Raw genomic sequence first — 25,612 nt, forward strand, 5'->3', positions numbered from 1 at the left:
GACGGATCGGGTGCTGACCTTTCTGCATCACTGTGCGGCCAACCGACCTTGATTCACGTTGTTCACAGGAACGGCAAACCGTCCACAGGACAGTATTCCGGTGGCCCGATTCCGGTTGACTCGGCAAGCCGTAATTCTTACGTGCAGGCGCGGAACGAAGCAAGAACAATTTTGTCGACGAGCCGCCGTTGGAGCCTCGCTCGTAGCGGATGTATTGTCCGTTTGGGGCAGGCGGGCACGAACGTTCGAGGTTAGCCGAAACACTCGTCAAGTCGTCATCCACGGGTCTGCGCGTCCGCTTCGCTCCCGCTCCGCCCGTGGATGACGAAGCTCGGGTGCTTCGGCTAATCCCCAAAGCAAACGAGTTGCCAGCGCATTGGCACCGCGACTTCTTTCGATGCCGTCGAGGTGTGCGTCCTACGCCAGCGTATCGCCCCAATCCGCCCGCCGCGCCGCCTTGAAGACATCGCCGTCGCGCTTGCTGAACAGGCGCTCGCCGGCGCTGCCGTCCGGCTGGCAGAGTTTCAGCACCACCTTGCCGGAACCGCCCTTGGGCGGCGCGATCACCCGTGCCGGGCGGATCGGCGCCGGCTGCCGGGAGGCGGCGAGGTAGATGAACTTCTCGTCCTCCCACGGCACCTCGGCTTCCTTGACCAGGCGGTGCAGGCGCGACCGCGCGACGCGGCGCGCGAAATGGCACCAGTCGGGTGGCGCGATCGGGCAGGGCGCCGCGTGCGGGCAGGGCGCCAGAACATGCGCTCCTGCCTCGATCAGCTGTAGCCGCGCGGCAAGGATGCGCTGCCAGCCGGCGGGCGTGCCGGGCTCGACGATGAGCAGCGTGTCGGCAGTAAGCCGCCAGAGGCGGTCGATGAGCTTCGGCAGCGAGGCGGGCACGATCTCGTCCAGCACATAGGCGGCGCTGACCAGGTCGGCGGGCTTGATGCCGTCAAGATCGATCGTCGCGTCGCCGGCGATCCAGTCGGCGCGGGCCGCGATTGCACCCTCTGCAAGCACCTGCCCGACCTTGCGCACGGCAGCGCTTGCCTCGACCAGAACCGCCTGTTCGAGCCCGGGCCATGCGTCACTCGTGGCCCAAAGCATTGTGCCAGGTCCGGCGCCGATATCGAGCAGGCTCGCCGGCCGAAAACCGGGGCGGGCCTCGGTCAGCGCCTCCAGGCTGGCGCGCACTGCGGCATAGGTGGCGGGCAGCCGCGTCGCCAGATAGGCCTTGACCGCCATCTCCTCGCCCATATGCAGACGGCCGTCGCGCAGCTCGGCGCGGTAGCGTTCGGAAAGCGTCCTGGCGGCCCGTTTCAGCGCCGGGAGCGGCTCCTTCTCCAGCAGGCTGTCGACGCCTTGCCGCAATTGGGCGGGGAGTTCCATCGGTCAGGCTCCCTTGGAATTAAAGAGATAGAGCATGATGTCGTCCGAAAACCGCTTCACACTTTTCGGCGTCATGCTCTGGGCGCAAGCAGGATTACGGAGGCGCCGACGATGCAGAGTGCCGCCCCCGCCAGGTCCCAGCGGTCGGGCCGCACGCCTTCGACCAGCCACAGCCAGCCGAGCGAGGCGGCAATGTAGATGCCGCCATAGGCGGCGTAGGCGCGGCCCGCCGCATCCGTGTCGACCAGCGACAGCAGGAAGGCGAATAGCGCCAGCGAGACGAGACCGGGGAGAAGCCAGAGCGGCGACTTCTCCAGCCGCCACCACGCCCAGAACGAAAAGCAGCCGGCGATCTCGGCAAGGGCTGCTGCGATGTAGATCAAGTATGTCATGAAAAAGGTCTCGCGAACGAGACCTTTTTCGTGGCGTCAGGCCGCAATGGCAAGCGGCAATGCGTGTCTATTCCATCACCTTGCGGCGGCGGGTCGGCTTGGCGGCAGCAGGCGCGGCCGGTTCCTGGTGGCCGAGGTCGCGCAGCTCAAGCGCCTTCTCGCATTTGGCCATGTAGTCGCGCGTCACCGGCAGCGTGTCGTTCTGCTTGGCGAGCTGGAACTGGAAGATCACCAGGTCCTGCCAGCGGAAGGCGGCCTCGGAAGCGGCGAGATAGAATTCCCACATGCGGCAGAAGCGCTCGTCATAGATCGCCTTGGCCTTGTCGCGGTTGGCGGCGAAGCGCTCGCCCCAATGCTTGAGTGTGTCGGCGTAGTGCAGCCGCAGAATCTCGATGTCGGTGACGACCAGGCCGGATTTCTCGATCGCCGGCATCACTTCGGAAAGAGCCGGGATGTAGCCGCCCGGGAAGATGTATTTGCGAACGAAGGCGCTGGTCGCCCACGGCACGCCGGAACGGCCGATCGTGTGCAGCAACATGACGCCGTCAGGCTTGAGCAGCGTGGCGGCCTTGTCGAAGAAGGTGCGGTAGTGATTGACGCCGACATGCTCGAACATGCCGACCGAGACGATGCGGTCGAAACGTTCGTTGAGCGCGCGATAGTCCTTGAGCTCGAAATGCACGCGGTCCTGCAGGCCCATCGCGTGGGCTCGGTCGGTGGCGACACCATGCTGCTCGGTCGACAGCGTGACGCCCTGCACATCGACGTCGAAGGCCTTGGCGAGATAAAGGCCGAGCCCGCCCCAGCCGGAGCCGATGTCGAGCACGGTCTGGCCGGCCTTGAGCCGCAGCTTGGCGGCGATGTGGCGCTTCTTGGCGACCTGCGCCTCGTCCAGCGTCATGTCCGGCTGTTCGAAATAGGCGCAGGAATACTGCATGTCCTCGTCGAGGAAGAGCTTGTAGAGCTCGCCCGACAGATCGTAGTGGCGCTGCACGTTGCGGCGCGAGCGCGCGGCGGTGTTGATCTGCTGCAGCCGGCGGAAGGCATGACGCAGGTTCTCGATAGCCTTCGACCAAGTCACGTCGATGCCGCTCGAGCCCATATTCTGGAAGGCGATGCGCACCAGCCCCAGCACCCCGCCCTCGATCACGTCCAACTCGCCGTCCATATAGGCTTCGGGCACCGCCAGCATCGGGTCGAAGGAGATGGCGCGCTCGGCATGCATGGTCTTGATGTGGATATGCACCGGCTCGCCGCTGCCGTCGCCGAACTTGTGTGTCGTACCCTTGGGGCCGGTCACCTTCAGGCTGCCGGCCCGCACCAGGCGTTCGAGAACGTGTTTCAACAGGATATTCATGACCAAATGTCCCCTCAGTCGGATCACCCGGTAATCGGACTGGAATGCCAGAACGAAAGTGCCACAACGCGTCGCCCGCGTCCAATCGACGCGCCACGCTGTAATGTGCACAAGATATAGGGTGTCGGAAAGTTCCGTTTGGCACAAAAAAGCCCGGGTCGAAGACCCGGGCGTTAGTCCAGAAAATTCTGGAGGCCTGTGAACCGAAGCGTTGCTTCGATTGTGCGGTTATCAGGCGTTCTCTTCGCCGCCCTCGAACTCGGCGTTCGGGTCGAAGAAATTCTCCGGCCGGGCGTTGTCGTTGATGTCGTCGCCATAGATGGCTTCGGCGGTGGTCAGCGTCTCGCCCTTGGCCTGGCGCTCCGCCTCGTCGGCCGAACGGGCGATGTTGAGCGTCACGGTGACCTGGACCTCCGGATGCAGCGCGATCGCCACATTGGAAAGACCGATGGTCTTGATCGGCTGGTTGAGCTCGATCTGGTTGCGGTTGACGGTGAAGCCTTCGGCGGTCAGCAGGTCGGCGATGTCGCGGGTCGACACCGAGCCGTAGAGCTGGCCGGTCTCGCCGGCCGAGCGCACGACGATGAAGCTCTTGCCGTCGAGCTTCTCGGCGACCTGGGTGGCCTCGGACTTGCGCTCGAGGTTACGGGCTTCGAGCTGGGCGCGCTGGCCTTCGAACTTCTTCTTGTTGGCTTCGTTGGCGCGCAGCGCCTTGCCCTGCGGCAAAAGGAAATTGCGGGCGAACCCGTCCTTGACCTTCACGGTCTCGCCCATCTGGCCGAGGCGGGAAATGCGCTCGAGGAGAATGACTTCCATGGTTTCGTTCCTTCGGTTGGCGCCATTCGAGACGGCGTCGGATTCTTCGGAACAGGTCAGGAAGCAAAAGGGCGTCGCCGCCGGTGTCGCTGTCCTGCCTGTCTGGCAGTTAGAGGCTTATGGCCTCAACTCGGGATTTAGTGCTCAATCCGACACGCCCGCCGCGTCGGTGAAAAGAGCGGGCGGCGAACCGCCCGCTTGCTAGACCATGATGCCGAAAAGCGGATACCGGTTTTCGGACAAGATCAAGGTCAATCTAAAAGGCCTAGCGAACCACGTAGGGCAGCAGGCCGAGGAAGCGGGCGCGCTTGATCGCCTTGGCGAGCTCGCGCTGCTTCTTCTGGCTGACGGCGGTGATGCGCGAGGGCACGATCTTGCCGCGCTCGGAAATGTAGCGCTGCAAAAGACGCACATCCTTGTAGTCGATCTTCGGCGCATTGGCGCCGGAGAACGGGCAGGTCTTGCGGCGGCGATGGAACGGGCGCCGGGTCGGGATCTGGTTGATGTCGACCATTATTCTGCACCCCCTTCAACGCCTTCGCGCGGACGGCGCGGGCCACGGTCGCCGCCTTCGCGGTCGCCGAACGAACGCGGACCACGGTCGCCGCGGTCGCGGTCGCCGAAGGAGCGCGGGCCACGATCGCCGCGGTCGCGGTCGCCGAAGCCGCCGCGCTCGGAGCGCTCTTCGCGCTTCTGCATCATCGCCGAAGCGCCTTCCTCATGCGCCTCGACCTTGATGGTGAGGAAGCGAAGCACGTCTTCCGACAGGCCCATCTGACGCTCCATCTCGTTGAGCGCGGCCGGCGGGCAGGTGATGTCCATCAGCGTGTAGTAAGCCTTCCGGTTCTTCTTGACCCGGTAGGTGAGGGACTTCAGTCCCCAGTTCTCGATCCGGCCGATCGAGCCGCCATTCGCGGTGATGACGCCCTTGTACTGTTCGACAAGCGCGTCAACCTGCTGCTGCGACAGGTCCTGCCGGGCAAGAAACACATGTTCGTAAAGAGCCATTATGTTTTAGTGCCTTTCTTCGTTTCTCTCGACCGGCCCTCGCGGCTAAGCCTCTGCAACTTGTCTGACCCGACGGAACGGGGAAGAAAGGAGCAATCACGAGACGGTCGAGAGCGGAGACACGGGAGACCGAAGCGCTTCTGGCTTCATGCGTGGCTTCCGAAAAAACCACGGCCCTCCGTTCAGCCCCCAGCAAGGACCGGCAGATTGGGCGCGTCTATATAGCAAATCTGTCGGAAGGCAAGGCCGGTACGGCGCCGGCACGGCTCCAGAGTGTCGCAGCCTTCAGAAAAACGCCAACGCCGGCCAGTCCTGGATTTCATCGATTTTCCGGTCATTGCGTTTCAGGCCTCGTCCACGCCAGCACGTCAACTATGCCACCGGCTCCGATCGCCGCCGGCTCAACTCGTATGCGCGACGAGCTTGTCCACCGTCTCGGGGAAGAAGTCGGGCGCCGAGTGCCGTTTGCCGAACATCATGTCGTACTGGATGAGCCGGAAATCGTTGATCTTCGGATCGATCTGCTTTTGCCTCGCCCAGTCCGGCGTCGCCTCGCCCGCGGGCGACAGGAGCAGGTTGCGGTCGACCACCCGGTAGCGTTCGCGCAGCGCGCCGAGGAAGCCGGTGTAATAGGGGTGCGTGATGCCCGCCGTGGCCAGGATATGGTAGGGCAGGAAAGCCGGGCTCACCGCGCCCAGGCTCTCGACCGGACCGGAGCGGTTCGACCAGATGACCAAAGGCGTGTCGTGATGCTCAAGCGCGGCGTCGGCGCTCGGTTCCTTGCGCGGCGCCACATTGTCCTTGAGGAAGCCGGTCTCGACATAGACGGGTCCCAGCGGCGGCAGATGGTCGCCGAAGAAGGCGATTATGGTCGGCCGCTGGCGGGCCTTCGCCCAGTCGATCAGCCGCTGCAGGCCGCGGTCGGCGTCGGCCGAGCCCTCGGCATAGGAAAGCAGCGATTCCCGTGCCCAGGAACTGATCGGCGCGTCGACCGAATGCGTCGGGTTGTAGTAGCGGTAGGGTTCGTAAGGGCCGTGGTTCTGCAGGCTGACGGCGAATAGGAACACCGGACCGTCGCCGGCGTCGGCCTCGCTGATGATCTCGTCGGTCATCGCCGCGTCGGAAGCGAGCGGCCCGCGCTTTTCCATCGGCGGCAGCGTCTCTTCCGAGCGGAAGTCGTTGAAGCCGAAATCGGCGTAGACGGCGCCGCGGTTCCAGAACCAGTTGGTGCCGGGATGGATGGCGCGCGCCCTGTAGCCCTCGCTCTTCAGGAAGGTCGCCAGCGACGGGGTAGGGGTGCGCACATATTGCTGGTAGGGGATCGAGCCGGCCGGCAGGAAGGCGTTGGAAAAGCCGGTCAGCGCCTCGAACTCGATATTGGCGGTCATGCCGCCGAACTCGGGAGAAAACATCGAGCCGGAGCGCAAGGCGCGCACTGTCGGGATCGGGTCCGGTTTGATGCTGACGCCGGGCAACTGCGACGGATCCCAGAAGGATTCGCTCATCACCACGATGATATCCGGCTTCTCGTCCGGCACCGAAGCGTCGATGTACGGCCCTTCGATCGCCGCCATCGATTTTTCGGAGTAGCCGGGCGGCGCCGAGACATGCGCCATGGGCACGTTCATCGCGAAGGCCAGCGCAAAACCGTTCGAGGCGTAATTTTCCTTCTGGTCCCACATGATCGGGATGATCTGCAGCCGGTCGCGCGTCCACGAGAAGGTGGCGTAATCCATGATCGAGACAAAGAAGGCGAGCAGCGGCACGGCAAGCGCCAGCCGTGCCAGGCGGCCTTTGCGGCTGAGGATCGGCACCCGCCGGCGCCAGGTCCGCCAGCCGTAGACGAGCAGCGCCAGGCCGCCGACGATGCCGGCAGCCAGCATGACGGCGGTCCATGGGCGCTCGCGCACCAGAAGAGGCATCAGCGCCATGATCTGGCGGCCAAACAGGAAATCCGTCGGATAGAGGGGATCGCCGAGATAATGCGATTTCTGGCGACCGACAAAGGCAAGCGCCAGCGTCAGCGGCGCCACGATCATCAGGCTCTGGTGGCTGCGGCCGAGCACGGCGTCGAGCCCGACCAGCACCAGCGCGAAGACGATGATGGTGGTCCAGCCCGGCTTGAAGGGTTGCAGGAAGAAATCGACCGTGCCGAAGAAATCGCCACGCACGATCCATTCGATCGCGAACACAAGCAGGGCGGAGGCAAGAAGTGTCGCCAGGCCGTAGCGTACGGTCGGCCAAGGTCGTCCCGGCAGGTAGCCGGTGGACGGATCGTCTTCCAAGAACTGCGGCACGGGCTTGGCCGCACCTTTTCTGATCCTTGCCACTCTGCTTCCCCCGGCCAGGTAACCCGCCTTCCACGCGTGTCACGTTCCTGTCATTGAAATGTCACGCAAAGCTAGCGCCTGTGGCCGAAATAAGAAGAGCCAGCAAACGATTCGTGAGCGGTTTTCATCAGGTGTGATCGCCAAAAAGCCTTTTGGAACAGGGAGTCAGCCGGGTTTTCCGGCTGAAATGCCGGCCGAAGAGACGCCCGCGGGCTTGACTTGGCAGTCCGCCTTGCGCCAGAGGCATGGAAAACCAGCCTCTGGAGAGACTTCAAAATGGCCGTCGCATTCACCTTTCCGGGACAGGGCAGCCAGGCCGTCGGCATGGGCAAGGACCTCGCCGATGCCTTTCCCGAAGCGCGCAGCGTCTTCGAGGAAGTGGACGCCGCACTCGGCGAAAAACTGTCGAAACTCATCTGGGAAGGCCCGGAAGAGACGCTGACGCTGACCGCCAACGCCCAGCCGGCACTGATGGCGGTGTCGCTGGCGGCTATGCGGGCGCTGGAAGCGCGCGGCTTCTCGCTCAAGGACAAGGTGGCCTATGTCGCCGGTCATTCGCTGGGCGAATATTCCGCGCTTGCCGCGGCCGGTTTCGTTTCGGTCGGCGATGCGGCGAAGCTGCTTCGAACCCGCGGCAACGCCATGCAGGCGGCGGTGCCGGCCGGCGAGGGCGCCATGGCTGCCATCATCGGGCTGGAGCAGGCCGATGTCGAAGCTGCTTGCGCCGAGGCAGCGCAAGGGGCCGGCAAAGGCTCCGTCTGCCAGGTCGCCAACGACAATGGCGGCGGCCAGCTGGTGATTTCGGGCGCCAAGGCGGCGGTCGAGCTGGCGGCCAAGCTCTGCACCGAAAAGGGCGCCAAGCGGGCGCTGATGCTGCAGGTTTCCGCGCCCTTCCACTCGGCGCTGATGGCGCCGGCGGCCGACATCATGCGCGAGGCCCTGGCCGGCGTGGCGAAACAGGCGCCGATAGTCCCGGTCGTTTCCAACGTCACTGTAACGCCGACCAGCGACCCGGACGAGATCGCCCGCCGCCTGGTCCAGCAGGTCACCGGCCGCGTGCGCTGGCGCGAGACCGTGGAATGGTTCGGCGCCAATGGTGTGTCGAGCCTCTACGAAGTCGGCGCCGGCAAGGTGCTGTCGGGCCTGGCGCGCCGCATCAACCGCGACATCGCCACCGGCGCCATTGGCACGGCGGCGGAAGTCGAGGTGGCGCTGGCGGCTCTCGGCTGACCGTCGTTCCTCTTCTCTTGAATTTTTAGCGCCGCAGCGGTACATGAATACATGTATTCACCGGAGGTTCTCATGCCGACATCCATTCGTCTGGCGCCTGAGATTGAAGAACGCTTGGACTTTCTCGCCGTCAAGACCGGCCGCAGCAAAGCCTACTATCTGCGCGAACTCATTGAACGTGGGCTCGAAGATGTAGAAGACTACTATCTCGCTGCCGAGGTGCTCGAGCGGATCAGGCGAGGTGAGGAGGATGTCGTAAAGAGCGAGGATTTCTGGCGTGGCCTGGACGCTTGAGTACGCTCGTTCAGCTCGCAAGTTTGTCGAAAAACTAGATCCGCACACACGCCGCCGAATCCGCGATTTCATCGAAAACCGACTTGCCGAACTCGACAATCCGCGTGAGCTAGGCAAACCACTTAAGGGCCCGTTGGCGACATTCTGGAGGTACCGACTTGGGGACTACCGGATTATCTGCGACGTACAAGACACGCGGCTCGTAATTCTTGTCGTGACGATCGGCCATCGAGGCGACGTCTACAGATAGCCTGACCCCTGATTTGTCCGATTTGAAAGGGAATAAAAATGTTCGAACTGACCGGCCGCAAGGCGCTCGTCACCGGCGCATCGGGAGGCATCGGCGAAGCGATCGCCAGGGTGCTGCATAGCCAGGGCGCCATCGTCGGCCTGCACGGCACCCGTGTGGAGAAGCTGGAAGCCTTGGCGGGCGAATTGGGTGACCGCGTAAAACTGTTTCCGGCGGACCTGACGAACCGCGACGCGGTCAAGGCGCTCGGCCAGAAGGCGGAGGCTGATCTCGAAGGCGTCGATATCCTGGTCAACAATGCCGGCATCACCAAGGACGGCCTGTTCGTGCGCATGTCGGACGCCGACTGGGATTCCGTGATCGAGGTCAACCTCACCGCCGTGTTCCGGCTCACCCGCGAACTGACCCATCCGATGATGCGCCGCCGCCATGGCCGCATCATCAACATCACCTCGGTGGTCGGCGTCACCGGCAATCCCGGCCAGACCAATTATTGCGCCTCCAAGGCCGGTATGATCGGCTTTTCCAAGTCGCTGGCGCAGGAGATCGCCACCCGCAACATCACCGTCAACTGCGTCGCCCCGGGCTTCATCGAATCGGCCATGACCGACAAGCTCAACGACAAGCAGAAAGAGACGATCATGGCCGCGATCCCGACCCGGCGCATGGGAACCAGCGCCGAGGTTGCGTCCGCCGTAGCCTACCTCGCCTCCAATGAGGCGGCTTACGTTACCGGCCAGACCATTCACGTGAATGGCGGCATGGCGATGATCTGAGAGGAGGTCGGCCGGACGCCTGTGAAAACAGCCATTTCGGCTTGGACGCCCGTCATTTTTCGTGTAATGCGGCCCGCAACCCGGCGGTTCGGGCAAAAATCGGTCCTGCGGCGCGTTTCCCGCAAGACCATCTTTCAGCTTGATTAGCGGCATTCCGCCCGCTAACGAAGACAGACAACCTAAGACGAGGATTGCCCCAAATGAGTGACACCGCAGAGCGCGTCAAGAAGATCGTCATCGAGCATCTCGGCGTCGATGCCGACAAGGTGACGGAGCAGGCGAGCTTCATCGACGACCTGGGCGCGGACAGCCTCGACACGGTCGAACTCGTCATGGCGTTCGAAGAAGAGTTCGGCGTCGAGATCCCGGATGATGCGGCCGAGACCATCCTCACCGTCGGCGATGCCGTGAAGTATATCGACAAGGCCTCGGCCTGAGTTTTTTCGCAGGCATCACCGGGGAGGACCTGCGATGAGGCGTGTCGTCGTCACGGGCCTTGGCCTGCTTTCGCCGTTTGGCATGGGCGTTGAGCACAGCTGGCGGGAATTGCTCTCCGGCCGCAGCGCCTGTCGGCGCGTCACCGAATTCGAGGTGGACGATCTTGCCTGCAAGATCGCCCACGTCATCCCGCGTGGCGACGGCTCCAACGGCACGTTCAACCCGGAGGCCGTGCTTGAGCCGAAAGAACTGCGCAAGATCGGCGAGTTCATCCTCTACGGCATCGCGGCCGCCGACGAGGCGCTGGCCGATTCCGGCTGGAAGCCGCAGACGCATGAGGACCAGTGCGCCACCGGCGTGCTGATAGGCTCCGGCATCGGCGGCATCGACGGCATCGCCGAAAACGCGATGATCCTCAAGGAGCGCGGCCCGCGCCGTATCAGCCCTTTCTTCATCCCGGGACAGATCATCAACCTGGTCTCGGGGCAGGTCTCCATCCGCCACGGCCTGAAAGGCCCCAACCATGCGGTGGTCACCGCCTGCTCGACCGGCGCGCATGCCATTGGCGACGCGGCCCGGCTGATCATGTGGGGCGATGCCGATGTGATGCTGGCGGGCGGCGCCGAGGCGCCGGTCACCCGGCTGTCGATTGCCGGCTTCGCCGCCTGCCGCGCGCTTTCTACCGAACGCAACGACACGCCGGAGACCGCTTCGCGACCCTATGACCGCGACCGCGACGGCTTCGTCATGGGCGAGGGCGCGGGCGTCGTCGTCCTGGAAGAGCTGGAGCACGCCAAGGCGCGCGGCGCCAAGATCTATGCCGAGGTCACCGGCTATGGCCTGACCGGCGATGCCCACCATATCACCGCGCCGGCCGAAGATGGCGATGGCGCCTTCCGCTGCATGACGGCGGCGCTGAACCGGGCGAAGCTCTCGCCGGCCGATGTCGACTACATCAACGCGCACGGCACCTCGACCATGGCCGACACGATCGAGCTTGGCGCGGTCGAGCGACTGGTCGGCAACGCCGCCTCGAAGATTTCGATGTCGTCGACCAAGTCGTCGATCGGTCATCTGCTGGGCGCTGCGGGTGCCGCGGAAGCGATCTTCTCGATCCTCGCCATCCGTGACAACATCGCTCCCGCCACCATCAATCTCGACAATCCGGAACGCGAGACGGCGATCGATCTCGTGCCGAACAAGCCGCGCCAGCGCCAGATCGATGTCGCGCTGTCGAATTCCTTCGGCTTTGGCGGCACCAACGCATCGCTCGTGTTCCAGCGTTATAGTGGCTGAGCAGACGGCCCGGGCAATTCCAGGAAATCCGGGCAGCGGCTTTCCGTCCGGGAGTGCCGTAAACAGATAGCTACCGGTAGTCCGCCAACTGCCGTCATTTTTGCCAAATTCGCCCCTAGGCTTCCGCCGGGGGATTCGTTGCAAGATCAGACGGCAGGGCGTGATGAACACTAATCCGGGCGGCGGGGATTTCGGACGGCAAGGCACAAAGGGGCCGATCGTGCCGAAGACGGCGGCCGAGGCATTGCGCCCGGAAGCCGGCACGCCGCCGCCGTCGAAGCGCTCGCGCGCCTCGCGCAGCCAGGTCATCGTGTTCCTGAATTTCTTCCTCTCCGTGGTGATCCTGGTGGTGCTCGCCTCCGGTGCTGCGCTCTATTTCGGCATGCAGGCTTTTGTCGAAGCCGGACCTTCCGCCAACGGCGATACCTTCATGATCAAGCCGAACACCGGCGTGCAGGAGATCGCCGACCAGCTCGAACGCCGCAACCTGATCAGCGATGCCCGCATCTTCCGGCTCGGCGTGCGCGCTACCGGCAATGAAACGGCGCTGAAGGCCGGTGAATACGCCATCAAGCCGCGCGCCTCGATGCGCGACATCATGGATCTCTTCAAGAGCGGCAAGTCGGTAATGTATTCGCTGACCATTCCCGAAGGGCTGACGGTCGAGCAGGCGCTGCAGCGCGTCGCCGATCAGGAGGCGCTGACGGGCGATATGCCGCCGACCCTGCCGCCGGAAGGCAGCATCGCCACCGACACGCTGCGCTTCACCCGCGGCGCTACAAGACAGCAGATGGTCGACAAGCTGATCGCCGACCAGAAGAAGCTGGTCGACGACGTCTGGGGCCATCGCGCGCCCGACCTGCCGATCGCCAACATCGATGATTTCGTCACGCTCGCCTCGATCGTCGAGAAGGAAACGGGCAAGAGCGACGAGCGCTCACGCGTCGCCGCCGTCTTCCTCAACCGGCTGGCCAAGGGCATGCGGCTGCAGTCGGATCCGACCATCATCTACGGCCTGTTCGGTGGCAAGGGAAAGCCGGCCGACCGGCCGATCTACCAGTCCGACCTCGACAAGCAGACGCCTTACAACACTTATCTGATCAAGGGTCTGCCGCCGACGCCGATCGCCAATCCCGGCCGCGCGGCGCTCGAAGCGGTCGCCAATCCGTCGAAGACCGACGATCTTTATTTCGTCGCCGACGGCAATGGCGGCCATGTCTTTGCGGCGACGCTGGAAGAGCACAATCAGAACGTCGCCCGCTACCGGGCGCTGCAGAAGAAGCAGGCTGATGCCGCCGCCAAGGCTTCCGGCCAGACGACGGCGCCGGCCGCTCCCGATGGCAATGCCGACGGCAATGACGCCGGGGGCAATGGCAACAGCGAGAACGGCGACGCCGGTGGCGGCGCCGCGCAGTAGGCTCGATGCATGTCGCCCAAAAGTGCGTAGCGGTTTTGGGAAAACGATATGCATCAAACTCAGTGCATGTCGCCCAAAGGTGCGTAGCGGTTTTGGGAAAACGATATGCATCAAACTCAGTGCATGTCGCCCAAAAGTGCGTAGCGGTTTTGGGCTAAACGACATGCATCAGTCAGAGACTTGAAGTGCGACGCCTGGATCCGTTTCGGCGCGATGCGCTTTGAGCTTGCCGCACGCGTCCTTTGACGCGAGGCCATATTCATGTTTTGAGGGGGCGCCGGCCGATCTCCGGCGATTTTTGGGGCGCGCAGCGCTGGGCCTTGCGGGCCTTTGCCTGCGACAGGGGGACGACAGGGCGATGAACCTGCAAAGCATGACCGGTTTCGCGCGGTCCGCCGCCGAAAGCGAGGGCACCTCGATTGCCTGGGAGGTGAAATCGGTGAACGGCAAGAGCGCCGAGGTGAGGCTGAGGTTGCCGCAGGGTTTCGACCGGCTGGAAACCGCCGTCCGCCAGACCGTCCAGAAGCGCTTCGCGCGCGGCAATTTCCAGGCGACGTTGACCGTCGGCCGTGCCGCCGCCAGGCAAATCCAGCCGGTGGTCAACGAGGCGTTCCTCAAGGACCTGGCGGGGCTGGCGAAGCGCTTGCAGGAGCAGTTCGGCACCGAGCCCGCCACCGCCGACGGCCTGCTCTCCCTGCGCGGGGTGCTCGACATTCCCGAAGCCGTCGAGACCGAGGAGGAGCGGGCCGCCCTCGATGCCGCGATCTTGTCGGCGTTCGAGGCAGCGCTTGCCGGGCTGGAGCAGGCGCGTCGCGGCGAGGGCGAAGCACTTGGCACGCTGCTTGCGGGCCATATCGACACCATCGAGGCGCTGACGCTGAAGGCGGAGGCCGATCCCTCGCGGGAGCCTGCGGCAATCCGCGAGCGCATCGCCGAGCAGGTGCGTCTCTTGATGGATGCCTCGGCCAACCTCGATGCTGCCCGGCTGCACCAGGAGGCTGCCTTCCTCGCCACAAAGGCCGATATCCGCGAGGAGATCGACCGGCTGAAGACGCATGTCGCTTCCGGGCGGGCACTGCTCAAGAGCGGCGGCGCCGTCGGCCGCAAGCTCGATTTTCTCGCGCAGGAATTCAACCGCGAATCGAATACGTTGTGCTCGAAGTCGAACGCCGCCGCGGTCACCGCGATCGGGCTTGAGCTCAAGGCGGTGGTCGACCAGTTTCGCGAACAGGTCCAGAATCTGGAGTGACGGGGATGGTTGCCAAGGAGCCGACGGCCGCCAGGGATCTGGGATCCCGCATCCGCCGCCGCGGATTGATGCTGGTGCTGTCGTCGCCGTCGGGCGCCGGCAAGTCGACGATCGCGCGCAACCTTCTCGAAAGCGATTCGAGCCTTGAGCTTTCGGTCTCGGTCACCACGAGGCCGCGCCGCGGCTCGGAGATCGAGGGCGTCCACTATCATTTCCGCACCATGCGCGAGTTCGAGCGGCTGCGCGATTCCGATGCGCTGCTCGAATGGGCCGAAGTGCACGGCAATTGCTACGCGACGCCGCGCGAGCCGGCGGAGATGGCGCTGGCCGAGGGCCGCGACATGCTGTTCGACATCGACTGGCAGGGCGCCCAGCAGCTCAAGGAGAAGATGCGCGCCGACATCGTCTCGATCTTCATCCTGCCGCCGTCGATGAAGGAATTGAAGGCGCGTCTGAAGCGCCGCGCCGAGGACCAGGAATCCGTCATCGAGACCAGGTTGAAGAACGCTCGCCTCGAGATCGAGCATTGGAAGGAATACGACTTCGTCATCGTCAACGACGATCTTGACCGCGCCTTCGCCGAAGTCCGAGCCATCGTAGCCGCCGAGCGCCTGCGCCGCGACAGGCGGCCTGGTCTGTTCGATTTCATTTCCGGTTTGCTGGACGAGAAGACGGGGTGAGGAGGGCCGCTCATTAAGGCCTGCCGATCTCAATGATGAGCTTCGCCAAGCGAGTCTCGTCGCCCGCAAAGCTCTGGATCATCGCGTCCAGGACACGCTTACGATCGAGAACATCGGCATTGAACGAGAATCCAGCGTTGTCCATCAGCATTGCCAGGAAGGTAAGCTGAGTCCGGCCATTGCCTTCTCGGAATGGATGCACGGCATTGATTTCGGCCAAAACGTGCGCAGCTCCAACTGCGAAGTCTTGGATAGCAAGCCCGCGAAAATTGTCGGCCTCGATCATTCCGTGGAAGATTTTGCGCATCTCCTGATCGACATATTCGGGATAGCAGAACCAGTTGCCGCCTTTGCCGATGCGAATGGCACGAATCTCGCCAGCCCATTCGCAAATGTCCTGGAACAGGTGATGGTGAACGACTTTGTAGTGCTCATAGTCCAGGTTGCCGGCTGGCATTTCCTCATCGGCCCTGGTCAGAAAGAGCGCCAACTCGAATTCGTTGAGTTGGGCTTGGTCCTCGATATTCAGCTTGTTGCGAAGAACAGTTGTGCCTGGATAGCATAATGGATCGTCTTTAGCGGCGTAGACCACCTGCCGATCCTATTTTTTCCGAGATGCTTGTTCCTTAATCAACACCCTGCGTTCGTCCCCGGTGAGCCCTCGTGCGCGGCTCTCCGTTAGAATCGTCGCCATGCGGCGTGACAATTTGAGACCTTCTACGGCGCTGATCTTCTCGCCTCTGTCACTGGTCAGGAGGAACTGACCATTTTGCCCGGAGCGAATGATACTGTGGTTCTTTTTCATTCAGCAACACTACCATGTTCCATGATTTCGCGGCAACCGCGCCGCCCGTCCGGCGAGCCGGCGCCTGCGGTCAAACCGCGTTTGTCAGCCTGACAAACTCTTCCACGCTGAGCGTCTCGGCCCGCCGCGTCGGGTCGATGCCGGCTCGCGTCAGCAACGCTTCGCCGCCCAGGCTCTTCACGCTTTGCCTGAGCATCTTGCGGCGCTGGCCGAAGGCGGCCTCGGTGACGCGGCCGAGCTTTCTGCCATCCACGGGCAGGGGAGAGGGGCGCGGCACCAGATGCACCACCGATGAGGTCACCTTCGGCGGCGGCGTGAACGCCTGCGGCGGCACATCGAAAGCGATCCTTGCCTCGGTGCGCCAGCCCGCCAGAACGCCGAGCCTGCCATAGGCGTCGCTGCCCGGCCCCGCGGTGATGCGCTCCGCCACCTCGCGCTGGAACATCAGCGTCATCGACTGGTAGAAGGGCGGCCAGTCGGCCATGGTCAGCCAGCGGATCAGAAGCTCGGTGCCGATATTGTAGGGCAGGTTGGCGGCGATCTTCACCGGTCCGCCCTTCGCCGTGCCGGCAAGTGCTGCAAAATCCGTTTTCAGCGCATCGCCGGGAATGACCTCCAGGCGACCGGGATAGTGGCTGGAAACCTCGGCCAGCGCTTCAAGGCAGCGCTCGTCGCGCTCGATGGCGATCACGCGCCGAGCGCCGTTGAAGAGCAGCGCCCGCGTCAGCCCGCCAGGGCCTGGACCGACCTCGATCACCGTCGCCTCGTCGAGATCACCGGCGGCGCGGGCGATCTTGCTTGTCAGGTTGAGGTCGAGCAGAAAATTCTGCCCGAGCGCTTTCTTGGCCTGCAGGCCGTGTCGCTCGAGCACGTCGCGCAGCGGCGGCAACCCGTCGATCGTGGTGCGCGCGTTCAATTTATCCTCATGCTGCCGCGGCCTGCCGGCCGCTGTCGGCCAGCCGCCGCGCCAGCCTCAGCGCGGCGATCAGGCTGTCGGCGCGCGCAATGCCTCTGCCGGCGATGTCGAAAGCGGTGCCGTGATCGGGCGAGGTGCGGATGAAGGGCAGGCCCAACGTCACGTTTACCGCCTCGTCGAAGGCGAGCGTCTTGGCCGGGATCAGGGCCTGGTCGTGATACATGCACAGCGCCGCGTCATAGGAGGCGCGTGCGCGCGGATGAAACATCGTGTCGGCCGGCAGCGGTCCGACCGCGTCAATGCCCTCCGCTTTCAGCGTCTCGACGGCCGGGGCGACGATTGCAGCATCCTCCAGGCCCATGGCGCCGCCTTCGCCGGCATGCGGGTTGAGCCCGGCGATCGCAAGCCTCGGCCGCGCGATGCCGAAGCGGCTCTTGAGATCGGCGGCGGTGATGCGCGCCGTGGCGACGATCAGCTCCGTCGTGAGCACGCTCGGCACTTCGGCCAGAGGGATGTGGATGGTCACCGGGACGGTGCGCAGGTCGGGTCCGGCCAGCATCATCACCGGTGTCACGTCCCTGCCGGTCTGGCGCGAGGCCAGATACGCCAGATATTCGGTGTGGCCGGGAAAGCCAAATCCGGCATCGTAGAGCGGCTTCTTGGCGATCGGGCAGGTGACCACTGCGGCGGCGCGGCCGGCGAGACAGTCGGCGACAGCGCGGTCGATGGCTTCGATGGTGCCGGCGGCATTGGCCGGGTTTGGCTCTCCCGGGCTGTCGACATGGCGCGCATGGAGCGGCACGACGGGAAGCACGCGGGCAAAATGATGCGCCGCCTGTCCGGGCAACGTCTCGGCAATCGTGACATTTGCGCCGACGAGTCGGGCGCGGGCTTCAATCAGGGCAGGGTCGGCGAGCAGATAGAAGGGCGGTACGCCGGCGCTGTCGCCCGCCTGCCAGGCGGCGATGGCGATCTCGGGCCCGATGCCCGATGGATCGCCGACACTCAGCGCCAGCGGCGCATCGGTCTTCTGCGTGCTCATGCGGTGGGTTGGCTGCGGTATCGCACGCTTGTCGCTCAGAGCATGATGCCGAAAAGTGTGCAGCGGTTTTCGGGCGACATCATGCTCGGCCTCTAAGGAGCATGATGCCGAAAAGTGTGCAGCGGTTTTCGGGCGACATCATGCTCTATCTCTTTGATTTAGAGACGGATCCAGATTTCAGGTCGATCGAACCTGAAATCATCCGGCTCTAGCGCTCGACGATCTTGGCCTTCTGGCGCAACTCGGCGACATACTTCTTGCTGAGTTCGTCGGCGTCCTTGTCGCCGCTGCCCTCGGCCTGGAACACCATCTGCGCGGCCTTGTCGTCGGAAACCTCGCGCGAGGAGCAGACGCCGATGAATTCGACGCCGCGCTCGGTCTCGCGCGTCGGCGTCGCGGCGCCGACCTTGGTCGCCTTGATCTGCTCGGCCCAGTCGGACGGCAATTGCGGCGCCAGCACGCGGCCGAGGTCGCGCACGGTGACGTCGAGCAGGCCCTTGGCGAAGTCGCGCGTGGTGGCGCAGCCGCTGAAGCGGGCGCGCATGGCGTCGGCTTCGCGCTTGCGTTTGGCGAGCGTGGCGGCGCGCTCCGAGGCCGGCACCACGAAGATCACCTGCTGCAGCATATATTCCATGGCGGTCGGCTTGGATCCGCCCTTGTCGAGCATGCGACGGACCGCATCCTGCTCGGTCACCGAGCCGCCTTCGCCGGAGCGGTAGCGCGCGCTGAGCGCCTGGTTCCAGGCCATCTGGGCGCGGATGAATTCCTTGAAGTGTTCCTTGGTGACGCCCGACTGGTTCATGATCGCGTCGAGTTTCGCCAGCGGCATTTTGTTGCCCGAGGCGAAGCGCTGGTAGGCGGCGTCGACCTGCTGATCGGTTATGCGGATGCCGAGCCGCTTGGCCTCGGCCAGCCGCAGCGTCTGGTCGATCATCTCTTGCCCGGCATCGCCCTTCTTGTGCTGCAGCTTGAAGAAGGCGGCGCGGTGCGCGATGTCGCCGGTGGTGATCGGTATGTTGTTGACGACATACTTGATCTGCGCGGCGAAAGCAGGCTGCACAACAGCCGTGACCGAAACCGATGTCGCCGCCACCAGAAGCGCAAATCCTGCCGAAAACAGGTATTTCCTCATCTTACCTTCCCAATTTTTCCCCGCCACGACGGCGCCGCGCGACCTCAGAACGCCTGCGCGATGCAGTCGACCCCATGCCCGTCCTATGCGGCGAAACGATGTCGCCAGCGCATGACCCTGAGAATCAGGTCCATTTTCGAAGGATCGCGCCCCAAATCAAGATCAAAGCACCATCGGCGCGCCCGAAACAACGCACGGGCCCGAAGCGGTGCGCCCGTCCTTGGTCACTGGATGGTATCGACCGCGCTTGTTGACGAGCCGAAATCGCCGAGCGTGCGGAACGACAGGTTGAAGCCGATGTTCTGCGACACTTCCTTGGTAATGGAATCGCGCGTCTGCGAATACGTCATGATGTAGGTGAAGCAGGAATCGTTGTAGGCGAAGCCGACACCGTCCCTGACCAGCACGCTCGTCTCCAGGTCGTAGGTGCCGGTGCCGAACAGCCGCCAGTTCTGCGCCAGATGCGTCGAGGCGCCGAGCGTGACCTCGTGGCGGTCGGTGGCGAAGCCATAGAGCGGCTGCGCCTCGATGAAGGCATATTTGGCACTGAGCGATATCGGCAGACCGGAATAGGCGGCCTTCACTTCGGCGCGCCTGACTTCCCAAGTCTGCTCGTCGAAACGCCCGCTCACCGACCCGGAGAAGCCGCTCGGGCTGTTGAAGCCGACAAGGCCGACATAATCCGAGCTCTGCTTGTCCAGGCCGGATGCGGCCCCGACATTGACGAGATCGGGTGCGGCGAAAGAGTTCTGGCCCGCGAGTTGATAGGACTGGCCGAAGATGGCGTTCGTGGCCCAGCCATTGTCATAAGCTCCCGAATACCGGAAGCCGATATTTGCGCGCGTGCCGCCTTCGATACGGTCATAGCCCGAGAACTTGTCGCGCTCGAACAACGTGGTGGCGTCGAAGACGAAGCTCTGCGCGTCCTCGTTGGGGACGGCCAGTCCGCCGACATATTGCTCGTTCGGACGCACGAAGACCTGCGCGGTCGGCTCCAGGACATGGCTGGAGTTCGGCATCGAGAACAACAGCGGCCAACGCGCCTCGAGCCCGAGGGTGGCCATGTAGCGGGCAAGCGAGGAGCGCATGTCGCCGCTTTCATGGAGATTATCCGCCATCTGGTTGACGGCCGCGATCGAAGCGGAATTGGCGTTGACGTAGCCGGCATCACCGCGGAAGGCGAGCAACGGCGTCAGTTGCAGGCCGCCATCGGTGGTGAAGGTGCGCTTCCATTCGGCTTCGGCGGTGAGCCGGCTCGACTCGCCCTCGATGCCGCGCACATTGTTGATGGATGTGTCGTCGAGAGGATTGGCGAGAACCGCATCCAGCCGGTTGCGGCTGATGACGCGTGCATTGACGTTGAGCGACAGCTGCCCGCCGGCCAGCGACGTGTCGGGAATATAGGCATAGTCGAACGACGGCAGCACCCAGGGCTGCTTGGAGGCGCGCGCCGTCGGATCGCTGGAGAGCGTATCCTCCTGCACCTCGAAGCGCATGGCGCGGACGTCGAAGTAATTGCGGTCGCTCAAGCCCGTCAGGTAGATCGACGACTGGTGGACGAGATCGCTGTAGCCGTCGATATTGTAGGTGCGCGAGAAGTCCTTGTCGGTCTGCAGCAGCACGTCCCAGCCGAAGTCCCAGCGCTCGTTGATGGCGAACTGGCCCTTGGTGCCCATCATGCCACGGAACTTGTTCGGATCGCCGAAATCTCCCGAATCGACGGTAGGACGATTGCCCGTGGCGATGAACGCCTCGGGATCCTGCTGCTGGATGCCGGCGATCTTCAGCGTGTACTGGCCGTTGTTGAAGCGCTGGCGCCACTCGGCCTCGCCGAGGAAACCCTGCTTGGTGTAGCCGCTGCCGGTGACCGTCAGGTCATATGTCGGGGACAGCGCGAAATAATAGGGGACTTTGACGCCGACGCCGAGATGGTTGTTGTAGACGATGCCGGGGATCAGGAAGCCGCTCTTGCGCTTCACCGTCGGGTCGGCGATCTCGAAGGCGGGCAGATAGGCAAGCGGGAAGCCGAAAAATTCGAAATTCGAGTTTTCGAAGCGGACCGTCTTCTTCTCGCCGTTCCAGATGATTTTCCTGGCCTTGACGCGCCAGGTCGGCGCTTTGTCCGGCTTGTCCTCGCAAGGTTCGCAGGCGGTGTAGACGCCGTTGTGGAAGGTGGTCAGCACGCCGCCCATGCGCTCGGCGCTCTCGGCGGCGAAATAGGCCTTGTCGACCGTTTCGACGCGCAACGCGTTGAGGAAGCCGTCGGCGAAGTCGTCGGTGATGTCGATATGCTCGGAATTGACCTTGGTGCCGTCACTGTTGATCAACTCGACGGCGCCGCTGGCGACGAGGCGCTTGGTATCGCGGTTATACACCACGCGCTGGGCAACCAGCTTGTTGCCGCCATAGTCGATCTGCACGCCGCCGACGGCCGTCACCGTGTGCTTGTCGTTGTCATAGACAAGCGTATCGGCGGCCAGCAGCATCTGCGTGCCGGAAGGGACGGACTTGGCAGCGATGGTCTGCGCCAGCGCGGGTGCCGTCGGCACCGCACAGGCGAACAGACATGCCAAGGCGGTCGCCCCATAGAGGCGTGCCATACCGGCCTGCCCATGGCTGCGCAAAACCGCCTCCCTCACTAGCCGTCTTCCTTGTATAGCAGAAAGGTCACCCCAAAGAACATAGCCACGACAACCGGAACCCATGCAGCCACCATAGTAGGCACGAATCCGGCGACACCGAATGCCTTGACCAGTACCGAAACGACATAAAGCAGAAAGCCGGCCACGACGCCACCCAGAATCATCGTTGCCGACTGCCCCATTCGCGCAAATCGCATTGAAACCGTTGCAGCAATCAGCGTCATGGCGACGAGAAGGAACGGCAACGCCACCAGCGAATCAAACTGCATGGCGAAGGCATTTGCCTTGAGCCCGAAGGAGCGGGCAACCTCGATCTTGCGCGGCAGCTCGTAGAAGGGGATGGTTTCCGGGCGCGCCAGGCGTTCCTGCACGAATTCCGGCTTGAGATTGGTCGGCACCTTGTCGGACGCCAGCGCCTGGATATTGCCGTTCTTGAAGACCTTGACGTCCTGCAATTCCCAGTAACCGTCGCGCAGGAAGGCCTTTGCGGCATCCTTGCGCTCGGCGATGTTGCCCTGCGGGTCGAGGATGAAAAACACCGCGTCCGCCATCTCCAGGCCCTGATTGAGGATGGCGCGGGCGCCGATGATGGTGTCGCCGGATTCGGTCTTCTGCCTGAGCCAGGGCGTGACGTTGGTGGTGACGGCGTTCGACTTGCCGGCCCTGAGGTCGTTCTCCATCTGCTCGGACCAGGAGAAGCCGTGTGCTGCGATCGGGTTGATGACGGCGACCGACAGCACGCCGAACATCAGCGCGCCGACGCAGCACGGGAACAGGAACTGCCAGGCCGAGACGCCGGCGGAACGCGCGATGACAAGCTCATAGCGGCGGTTGAGCGACACCAGCGTCGCCATCGCCGAGAACAGCCCGACGAACGGCACCGTCTGCAACATGATCATCGGCATCCTGAGCGCCGAGATGGCGAAGGCCGTGCCGTAGGTGAAACCCGGCAGCCCGGTCGTGCGTCCGGACAACTCTGTGAAATCGATCAGGAACACCAGCGCCAGCAGGCCCAGGAAGAACCAGAAGGTGATCGAGACGTAACGGAAGAAGAAATAGCGGCCCAGCGTCCAGCCCATGCTCAGGCTCCCTGGCCGGAAGCGCGCCGGGCGAGCCAGAGCTTGAATGCCGTCCAGTTGTCGCCGGTGCGCCTGGCAAGGCCCGTCAGCCAGTCGGCCCAGGCGACCGGCAATTCCATGCTGCGCGACGAGACGATGAACCAGATCGAAACCGCGGAGGCGACGAGCGGTATGGCGTAGAGCAGGTAGACATAGTACCAGACCCTGTCGGCTTTGCCGGCGGCGAAGAAGCCGAGCCATCGCACGAAAAGCGCTATGGCGATCGCCGTGATCAGCGGATTGACGCGCGCCTCTCGGTGCGAGCGCGCATCGCCCGCAACGGCAAGCGCGATCAGCGCGAACACCAGCGAATAGGACCATTCGGCGAAGCGCTGGTTGAGCTCCGCCCAGTAGCTGCCCGGTTCGCGCTGGAACATCTTGTCGTTGGGATCCGGATTGAGCAGATATTGCGTCGTGCGGTCCTTGGGCAAAAGCGTGATGTCGTTCGCCGCCGACATGAAGGCGGACATGTCGAAGGCATAAGAGGTGAACCGGATGACGGAGAGGTCGCCGGTCACCGATTTGCGGTTGATGACGCCGTCATTCATCATCAGCACCTTCTCGTCGCCCTTTTCGACGATGCTGCCGGTCTTGGCGTAATAGGTGAGGCTGGCGCCTTCCTCGCGCGAATCGGCCACGAAGATGCCGCCCAGCCGGTTGCCGGGCAGCCGTTCGCCGACCTGCAGGAACAGGCCCTCGTCGATCTTGCGAAACGTGCCTTCCTGGATGATCAGCGACAGAAGATCGGCGCGCGAAGCCGCCACCAGCTGGCGGTTCTTCTGCCTGGCATAGGGGTCGATGGCGTTGTCGACGATGAAGGAAAAGGCGCAAGCCGCGATGGCGAGCAGCAGGATCGGCCGCGCGATCGTCCAGCGCGATGCGCCGGCGGCGCTGAGCACGGCAAGCTCCGAATCGGTGTTCATGGCGCTCAGCGTCTGCGCCACCGCCACCACCAGCGCGAACGGCACCACGATCGGGATGACCGAAGGGATGATGAGCGCCGCGACTTCGAAAAAGGTCAGCGCCGACTGGCCGTTGTCGGTGACGAGGTCGATCTTGGCCAGCACCTGCGTCGTCCACACGATCGCCAGCGTCCAGACCAGCGCCGCGAGGAACATCGTCAGCGCGCGGCGCATGATGTAGCGTTCAACGACCTTCATGAAGGCTTTTCTCGATTTTGCCGAACGGCATCATGCCCGCCGACAAGGTAGTGATCCGGCGACGCCCGCACAACTGCGTCATAGGCGGCTCGCTCCGGTTTGTCGCCCCACGCCACATGCCCCGGCGTGGCGGAGTCTCCGCGCCAATGGATAAGAAATGCAAAACATTGATGGTTAACAGCAGGTTGCGGCAGCGAGCTAAGGCCGTGCCGAGGCGAATCCTTTGTCTATGGTGGCGCCGATATAGACTGCGATTTCGGCCAAAGTCTTGCCAAATGGCTGAAAACGACCAAATGTCGCGCACGCTTGCCAAACCTCTTGCTCGCTGAAAATTACCTTTGCCGGCACCTTACGGCCATCCCCGAAAGCAGGACCTGATGACGTCGAGACCATCCATTTCTTTTGCCAAATTCGCCGCGCCGAAAAAGGGCAGCGTCTTCGTATTCGCAGCCGACGGCGGCGGGCTCGGCGAGGCGGCGAAGGCTTGCGATCCGGCCGGCGCGCTCACGCGTGCCTTTCCGGTCGCCGATTTCTCCGGCAAGTTCGCAAGCTCGGCCGAAGTGCTGGCGCCGGAAGGAACGTCGGTCGACCGGTTGGTGGCGGTCGGCGCCGGCAAGGTCTCGAGCCTCGACGACAATGCCTGGCTGAAGCTCGGCGGCGCCGTTGCCGCTTCGCTGCGTAAGGCGACCGAGGTGGCCGTCATTCTCGATCTGCCGGAACTGCAGCCTGACGGCCGGCAGGCGGCGAGCCTTGCCGCCGGCATCCTGCTGCGCAGCTACTCCTTCGACAAATACAAGACCAGGAAAGACAAGGAAGACGGCCAATCTGACCGAAAGTCGGGCAAGCCCGCCAGGGTGACCGTCCACTGCGCCGATCCCGCGGCCGCGAAGAAGGTGTTTGCCGGTGAGGAAGCGGTGGTCGACGGCGTGCTGCTTGCGCGCGACCTCGTCAACGAGCCGGCCAATGCGCTGGGCCCTGTCGAATTCGCCGAACGCGTCAAGGCGCTGGAAACGCTCGGCGTCGAGGTCGAGATCCTCACCGAAAAGGAAATGAAGAAGCTCGGCATGGGCTCGCTGCTCGGCGTCGCGCAAGGCTCGCCGCGCGGCGCGCGCCTGGCGGTGATGCGCTGGAACGGCGGCAAGGCGAAAGATGCGCCCGTCGCCTTCATCGGCAAGGGCGTCACCTTCGACACCGGCGGCAATTCGATGAAGCCTGCTTCGGGCATGGAAGACATGAAGGGCGACATGGGCGGCGCGGCCGCCGTCACCGGCCTGATGCACGCGCTGGCCACGCGCAAGGCGAAGGCCAATGTGGTCGGCGTCATCGGCCTGGTCGAGAACGCCGTGGACGGCCACGCCCAGCGTCCTGGCGACATCGTCACCTCGATGTCGGGCCAGACGATCGAGGTGCTCAACACCGACGCCGAAGGCCGCCTCGTCCTGGCCGACGCGCTCTGGTTCACCAACGACCGTTTCAAGCCGAAATTCATGATCAATTTGGCGACCTTGACCGGCGCCATCATGGTGGCGCTCGGCCAGCACTATGCCGGTCTTTTCTCCAACAATGACGAGCTCGCCGGCCGCCTTTTCGGCGCCGGTCAGGCCAGCCAAGAGCGGCTGTGGCGCATGCCGCTCGGGCCCGAATACGACAAGCTGATCGATTCCAAGAACGCCGACATGAAGAATATCGGCGGCCGCTATGGCGGGGCCATCATCGCGGCGCAGTTCCTGCAGCGTTTCGTCAAGGACACGCCCTGGGCGCATCTCGACATCGCCGGCACCGCAATGGGCGCGCCCTCGAGCGAGGTCAACCAGTCCTGGGGCTCGGGCTTCGGCGTCAGGCTGCTCGATCGACTCGTGCGCGATCACTACGAGGGATAGG

At 63.8% G+C, this 25,612-nt stretch carries 24 protein-coding genes; 10 read left to right on the plus strand and 14 right to left on the minus strand.

Translation table 11 applies throughout. The features are described 5' to 3' along the window. Positions 1 to 417: 417 nt before the first annotated feature. The 7 genes from ACWGS9_RS03925 to ACWGS9_RS03955 form a co-directional block, all read right to left on the minus strand. Positions 418 to 1,383 carry a small ribosomal subunit Rsm22 family protein gene (locus tag ACWGS9_RS03925; protein ID WP_454503993.1) on the minus strand — a complete coding sequence of 322 codons (966 nt, stop codon included), beginning with the start codon at positions 1,381 to 1,383 and terminating at the stop codon, positions 418 to 420. A gap of 71 nt (positions 1,384 to 1,454) precedes the next feature. Next, positions 1,455 to 1,775, minus strand: coding sequence for a YnfA family protein (locus ACWGS9_RS03930; RefSeq protein WP_454503994.1), 321 nt, complete (start codon positions 1,773 to 1,775; stop codon positions 1,455 to 1,457). A 67-nt stretch (positions 1,776 to 1,842) separates the two neighbouring features. Next, positions 1,843 to 3,132, minus strand: a complete 1,290-nt coding sequence (locus ACWGS9_RS03935) for a class I SAM-dependent methyltransferase (protein WP_454503995.1) — start codon at positions 3,130 to 3,132, stop codon at positions 1,843 to 1,845. 231 nt (positions 3,133 to 3,363) lie between these two features. Continuing rightward, positions 3,364 to 3,948, minus strand: coding sequence for a 50S ribosomal protein L9 (gene rplI, locus ACWGS9_RS03940; RefSeq protein ID WP_454503996.1), 585 nt, complete (start codon positions 3,946 to 3,948; stop codon positions 3,364 to 3,366). Positions 3,949 to 4,213: 265 nt separating this feature from the next. Next, positions 4,214 to 4,462 carry a 30S ribosomal protein S18 gene (gene rpsR, locus ACWGS9_RS03945; protein WP_006203718.1) on the minus strand — a complete coding sequence of 83 codons (249 nt, stop codon included), beginning with the start codon at positions 4,460 to 4,462 and terminating at the stop codon, positions 4,214 to 4,216. After that, positions 4,462 to 4,956, minus strand: a complete 495-nt coding sequence (gene rpsF / locus ACWGS9_RS03950) for a 30S ribosomal protein S6 (RefSeq protein WP_454503997.1) — start codon at positions 4,954 to 4,956, stop codon at positions 4,462 to 4,464. The genes rpsR and rpsF overlap by 1 nt, the downstream gene beginning before the upstream one ends. A gap of 401 nt (positions 4,957 to 5,357) precedes the next feature. Continuing rightward, a complete protein-coding gene (locus tag ACWGS9_RS03955) occupies positions 5,358 to 7,286 on the minus strand; it encodes an LTA synthase family protein (protein WP_454503998.1) in 1,929 nt (642 codons plus the stop codon). A 276-nt stretch (positions 7,287 to 7,562) separates the two neighbouring features. On the opposite strand from ACWGS9_RS03955, the gene fabD reads away from it, so the two are divergent. From fabD to gmk, 9 genes are all read left to right on the plus strand, one after another. After that, entirely contained in the window at positions 7,563 to 8,516 is a 954-nt protein-coding gene (gene fabD / locus ACWGS9_RS03960; RefSeq protein ID WP_454503999.1) for an ACP S-malonyltransferase, read from the plus strand. 72 nt (positions 8,517 to 8,588) lie between these two features. Then, on the plus strand, positions 8,589 to 8,810 hold the full coding sequence (gene relB / locus ACWGS9_RS03965; RefSeq protein WP_320309906.1) for a type II toxin-antitoxin system RelB family antitoxin: 222 nt from the start codon (positions 8,589 to 8,591) through the stop codon (positions 8,808 to 8,810). Beyond that, on the plus strand, positions 8,794 to 9,060 hold the full coding sequence (locus ACWGS9_RS03970; RefSeq protein ID WP_454504000.1) for a type II toxin-antitoxin system RelE family toxin: 267 nt from the start codon (positions 8,794 to 8,796) through the stop codon (positions 9,058 to 9,060). Before relB ends, ACWGS9_RS03970 begins: the two co-directional genes overlap by 17 nt. 38 nt (positions 9,061 to 9,098) lie before the next feature. Continuing rightward, a complete protein-coding gene (gene fabG, locus ACWGS9_RS03975; protein WP_112101164.1) occupies positions 9,099 to 9,836 on the plus strand; it encodes a 3-oxoacyl-[acyl-carrier-protein] reductase in 738 nt (245 codons plus the stop codon). A gap of 200 nt (positions 9,837 to 10,036) precedes the next feature. Continuing rightward, entirely contained in the window at positions 10,037 to 10,273 is a 237-nt protein-coding gene (locus tag ACWGS9_RS03980; RefSeq protein WP_006203723.1) for an acyl carrier protein, read from the plus strand. Positions 10,274 to 10,307: 34 nt separating this feature from the next. Continuing rightward, positions 10,308 to 11,570 carry a beta-ketoacyl-ACP synthase II gene (gene fabF / locus ACWGS9_RS03985; protein ID WP_454504001.1) on the plus strand — a complete coding sequence of 421 codons (1,263 nt, stop codon included), beginning with the start codon at positions 10,308 to 10,310 and terminating at the stop codon, positions 11,568 to 11,570. A gap of 163 nt (positions 11,571 to 11,733) precedes the next feature. Continuing rightward, the gene (gene mltG / locus ACWGS9_RS03990) at positions 11,734 to 12,987 is read left to right on the plus strand and encodes an endolytic transglycosylase MltG (RefSeq protein ID WP_454504002.1); all 1,254 of its coding nucleotides are present in this window, start codon (positions 11,734 to 11,736) and stop codon (positions 12,985 to 12,987) included. A 358-nt stretch (positions 12,988 to 13,345) separates the two neighbouring features. Beyond that, positions 13,346 to 14,236: a YicC/YloC family endoribonuclease gene (locus tag ACWGS9_RS03995; protein WP_454504003.1), complete on the plus strand. Its 891-nt coding sequence runs from the start codon at positions 13,346 to 13,348 to the stop codon at positions 14,234 to 14,236. A 5-nt stretch (positions 14,237 to 14,241) separates the two neighbouring features. Beyond that, positions 14,242 to 14,916, plus strand: coding sequence for a guanylate kinase (gene gmk / locus ACWGS9_RS04000; RefSeq protein WP_454504004.1), 675 nt, complete (start codon positions 14,242 to 14,244; stop codon positions 14,914 to 14,916). Positions 14,917 to 14,929: 13 nt separating this feature from the next. Here gmk and ACWGS9_RS04005 read toward each other — a convergent pair whose 3' ends face one another. The 7 genes from ACWGS9_RS04005 to lptF form a co-directional block, all read right to left on the minus strand. After that, the gene (locus ACWGS9_RS04005) at positions 14,930 to 15,508 is read right to left on the minus strand and encodes a Fic/DOC family protein (RefSeq protein WP_454504005.1); all 579 of its coding nucleotides are present in this window, start codon (positions 15,506 to 15,508) and stop codon (positions 14,930 to 14,932) included. Between the two features lie 283 nt (positions 15,509 to 15,791). Then, on the minus strand, positions 15,792 to 16,637 hold the full coding sequence (rsmA, locus tag ACWGS9_RS04010) for a 16S rRNA (adenine(1518)-N(6)/adenine(1519)-N(6))-dimethyltransferase RsmA (RefSeq protein WP_454504006.1): 846 nt from the start codon (positions 16,635 to 16,637) through the stop codon (positions 15,792 to 15,794). A 7-nt stretch (positions 16,638 to 16,644) separates the two neighbouring features. Next, positions 16,645 to 17,679 carry a 4-hydroxythreonine-4-phosphate dehydrogenase PdxA gene (gene pdxA, locus ACWGS9_RS04015; protein WP_454504007.1) on the minus strand — a complete coding sequence of 345 codons (1,035 nt, stop codon included), beginning with the start codon at positions 17,677 to 17,679 and terminating at the stop codon, positions 16,645 to 16,647. Between the two features lie 208 nt (positions 17,680 to 17,887). Beyond that, positions 17,888 to 18,811 carry a peptidylprolyl isomerase gene (locus ACWGS9_RS04020; RefSeq protein WP_454504008.1) on the minus strand — a complete coding sequence of 308 codons (924 nt, stop codon included), beginning with the start codon at positions 18,809 to 18,811 and terminating at the stop codon, positions 17,888 to 17,890. Between the two features lie 224 nt (positions 18,812 to 19,035). Further along, positions 19,036 to 21,450 (minus strand): LPS-assembly protein LptD, encoded by a 2,415-nt coding sequence (locus ACWGS9_RS04025; RefSeq protein ID WP_454504009.1) that lies wholly within the window; start codon positions 21,448 to 21,450, stop codon positions 19,036 to 19,038. Continuing rightward, complete coding sequence (lptG, locus tag ACWGS9_RS04030) at positions 21,450 to 22,532, minus strand: LPS export ABC transporter permease LptG (RefSeq protein WP_454504010.1); 1,083 nt, start codon at positions 22,530 to 22,532, stop codon at positions 21,450 to 21,452. Before lptG ends, ACWGS9_RS04025 begins: the two co-directional genes overlap by 1 nt. Positions 22,533 to 22,534: 2 nt before the next feature. Next, complete coding sequence (gene lptF, locus ACWGS9_RS04035; protein ID WP_454504011.1) at positions 22,535 to 23,731, minus strand: LPS export ABC transporter permease LptF; 1,197 nt, start codon at positions 23,729 to 23,731, stop codon at positions 22,535 to 22,537. Positions 23,732 to 24,108: 377 nt separating this feature from the next. On the opposite strand from lptF, the gene ACWGS9_RS04040 reads away from it, so the two are divergent. Continuing rightward, complete coding sequence (locus ACWGS9_RS04040; protein WP_454504012.1) at positions 24,109 to 25,611, plus strand: leucyl aminopeptidase; 1,503 nt, start codon at positions 24,109 to 24,111, stop codon at positions 25,609 to 25,611. Position 25,612: the final 1 nt, after the last annotated feature.

This window comes from Mesorhizobium sp. Arg314 (assembly GCF_053714275.1).

Excerpts from the sequence above, each read along its gene's own strand:
- ACWGS9_RS03925 (WP_454503993.1), bottom strand. The coding sequence starts at position 1,383 with ATGGAACTCCCCGCCCAATTGCGGCAAGGCGTCGACAGCCTGCTGGAG.
- ACWGS9_RS03930 (WP_454503994.1), bottom strand. The coding sequence starts at position 1,775 with ATGACATACTTGATCTACATCGCAGCAGCCCTTGCCGAGATCGCCGGC.
- ACWGS9_RS03935 (WP_454503995.1), bottom strand. The coding sequence starts at position 3,132 with ATGAATATCCTGTTGAAACACGTTCTCGAACGCCTGGTGCGGGCCGGC.
- rplI (WP_454503996.1), bottom strand. The coding sequence starts at position 3,948 with ATGGAAGTCATTCTCCTCGAGCGCATTTCCCGCCTCGGCCAGATGGGC.
- rpsR (WP_006203718.1), bottom strand. The coding sequence starts at position 4,462 with ATGGTCGACATCAACCAGATCCCGACCCGGCGCCCGTTCCATCGCCGC.
- rpsF (WP_454503997.1), bottom strand. The coding sequence starts at position 4,956 with ATGGCTCTTTACGAACATGTGTTTCTTGCCCGGCAGGACCTGTCGCAG.
- fabD (WP_454503999.1), top strand. The coding sequence starts at position 7,563 with ATGGCCGTCGCATTCACCTTTCCGGGACAGGGCAGCCAGGCCGTCGGC.
- relB (WP_320309906.1), top strand. The coding sequence starts at position 8,589 with ATGCCGACATCCATTCGTCTGGCGCCTGAGATTGAAGAACGCTTGGAC.
- fabG (WP_112101164.1), top strand. The coding sequence starts at position 9,099 with ATGTTCGAACTGACCGGCCGCAAGGCGCTCGTCACCGGCGCATCGGGA.
- ACWGS9_RS03980 (WP_006203723.1), top strand. The coding sequence starts at position 10,037 with ATGAGTGACACCGCAGAGCGCGTCAAGAAGATCGTCATCGAGCATCTC.
- fabF (WP_454504001.1), top strand. The coding sequence starts at position 10,308 with ATGAGGCGTGTCGTCGTCACGGGCCTTGGCCTGCTTTCGCCGTTTGGC.
- mltG (WP_454504002.1), top strand. The coding sequence starts at position 11,734 with ATGAACACTAATCCGGGCGGCGGGGATTTCGGACGGCAAGGCACAAAG.
- ACWGS9_RS03995 (WP_454504003.1), top strand. The coding sequence starts at position 13,346 with ATGAACCTGCAAAGCATGACCGGTTTCGCGCGGTCCGCCGCCGAAAGC.
- gmk (WP_454504004.1), top strand. The coding sequence starts at position 14,242 with ATGGTTGCCAAGGAGCCGACGGCCGCCAGGGATCTGGGATCCCGCATC.
- pdxA (WP_454504007.1), bottom strand. The coding sequence starts at position 17,679 with ATGAGCACGCAGAAGACCGATGCGCCGCTGGCGCTGAGTGTCGGCGAT.
- ACWGS9_RS04020 (WP_454504008.1), bottom strand. The coding sequence starts at position 18,811 with ATGAGGAAATACCTGTTTTCGGCAGGATTTGCGCTTCTGGTGGCGGCG.
- lptG (WP_454504010.1), bottom strand. The coding sequence starts at position 22,532 with ATGGGCTGGACGCTGGGCCGCTATTTCTTCTTCCGTTACGTCTCGATC.
- lptF (WP_454504011.1), bottom strand. The coding sequence starts at position 23,731 with ATGAAGGTCGTTGAACGCTACATCATGCGCCGCGCGCTGACGATGTTC.
- ACWGS9_RS04040 (WP_454504012.1), top strand. The coding sequence starts at position 24,109 with ATGACGTCGAGACCATCCATTTCTTTTGCCAAATTCGCCGCGCCGAAA.